Source organism: Bradyrhizobium sp., from assembly GCF_049691595.1.
Lineage (GTDB): Bacteria > Pseudomonadota > Alphaproteobacteria > Rhizobiales > Xanthobacteraceae > Bradyrhizobium.
Genome location: NZ_JBAVNZ010000482.1, coordinates 1 through 1,852, shown reverse-complemented (window position 1 = coordinate 1,852; position 1,852 = coordinate 1). Strand labels below are relative to the sequence as shown.

Here is a 1,852-nt window from a genome sequence, read left to right as displayed (position 1 = left end):
CAGGTGTGGTTCGCAGGCGTGCATTCCAACATCGGCGGCGGCTATCCCGACGATTCGCTGGCCTACATTCCCTTCGTCTGGATGATCACCGAGGCGCGAAATTGCGGCCTGAAGTTCAAATCGGACGCGGTCAAACCGCCGGCTCCGGTGGCGGACCCCGATACGTTCAAGAACGCGATTTCCAGGCGCGACAAGGACGGCCGCATCTACGATCCCCGCTCTGGTCTGGGCTCGTATTACCGCTACGGACCGCGCAAGCTGGGGCAGCTGTGCAACGCCCGATACACCAGGAAGGAAGACGACGAGGTCGTCATCGCGCGCCCGAAAATCCACGAAACGGTTTTCCGCCGCATCGACAATCACGCACATGCCTATGCGCCGGCGGGCCTGCCGCCGGTCTACGACGTCGTCCGCGAAACAGACGGCGCCATCCTGACGCCGTCGCAGTTCGGCGTGGAGGAAGACGACGAGGCAAAGGCGCGGGCCGACGCGCAGGAGCACGTCTGGAACGAAATCTGGAAACGCCGCATCGTCTACTTCGCCACCGTCGGCGCCACGCTCTGGCTGCTGGTGTTTCCGCTGGTCAGCGGGGCGCAGCGCGACGACGAATTCACCAGCCCGATCCGCTGGGTTTCGGACCTGATACGCCTGGTGGGCGGTTTCCTGCCCGGCTTTGCCTCGACCTGGGTTAACGGCTATGCGCGCGCGCCAGGTTCGTTCCTGCTGCTCGCGGCCCTGGTAGGCGGCCTGATGTTGTGGGGAATGCGCATCGCGTCGCGCATCTCGGTCGGGATGGGGACGATCTGGCGCGGCGTTCCGGACGCGCCGTCAGGCCTGCCGAACAATTTCATCTACCGGCTGCGCAGCCATCCCGTCTACATCGCTCTCCACGAAAGGTTGAAACGCAGGTGGGCGCCGGCTTTCTTTGCCCTTCTGTTCGTCTATCTCGGGTTCTGTCTCGCGAGCCATCTGCTCTACAACGTTCAGGATGTTGCGGGGCTCACTTGCATGGAGAGTGCGAGCCCGAAGGGCCTCGCCAAAGGCGAGACCATTGCCCAGCCCATCGAATTCAAGGCGTCGGATATCTGCAAGGCAACCGGAATCAAGGTCGAAGGCAATGGCGCCAGATACTACGTCAAGGTCGAAGCGATGTCGTCGGAGCCATGGAGCAATTGGTTGGGCATCCCCGTTCCAATCGGCGGCTTCTCCTCCACCGCCCAGCCGGCCTGGTATCACCGGCTCCTGCTCGCGCCATTCGTCCCGCTGCGTCGTGAACTGACGCAGGACTGGTTCCGCATCGTATTGCGATATGGCGGCGTGGGCGGCGAGGAGGACTTTATTGAACCTGATCCCGAAGACTACATCATCGAGACGGTGATCAAGCCGACCCGCAAGGGGGAGCTCTTCATCTTTGTCAACGACGCCGTCATCGGCATCCCCGGGCTGTACGACTGGTTCTACCGAAAAGACCGAGGTGCCGCGAAACTGACGGTGACGCGAAGATAGGACGCGGTCACCCAAGCTCGGCGATCTCGCCCGGCGGATCGAGACGCCGCGGCTGCCAGCCGAGTTCGCGCCGGGCCTTCTCCCCGCTCAGGCGCTGGTCGAGCGCGTAGCCGCGTGCCTATTCGGCTCCTTGACCCAGATATCGGGTGCTGGAAACTCAGCGTTGAGAGCCGTCGAGCCCACAATCTCGCGCATCTGTGAGCGCTTCACCCTCGCCTGGAGGGGGAGTTCGTATTTCGCTTCGCTTCATGCGAGCCGACCCGTCCCCCTCCAGGGAGGAGGTCAAACAAGGTCACCCCCGCTGCATCTCATACGCCTTGAGATGGGTATAGGCGATGCGCAGCCT

General features: G+C 63.0%; 1 protein-coding gene. It reads left to right on the top strand.

Annotated features, from left to right (window positions below):
* The coding region (locus WCE35_RS20090; protein ID WP_424595066.1) for a phospholipase effector Tle1 domain-containing protein at positions 1-1,506 on the top strand (1,506 nt) is incomplete at its 5' end.
* Positions 1,507-1,852 lie beyond the last annotated feature (346 nt).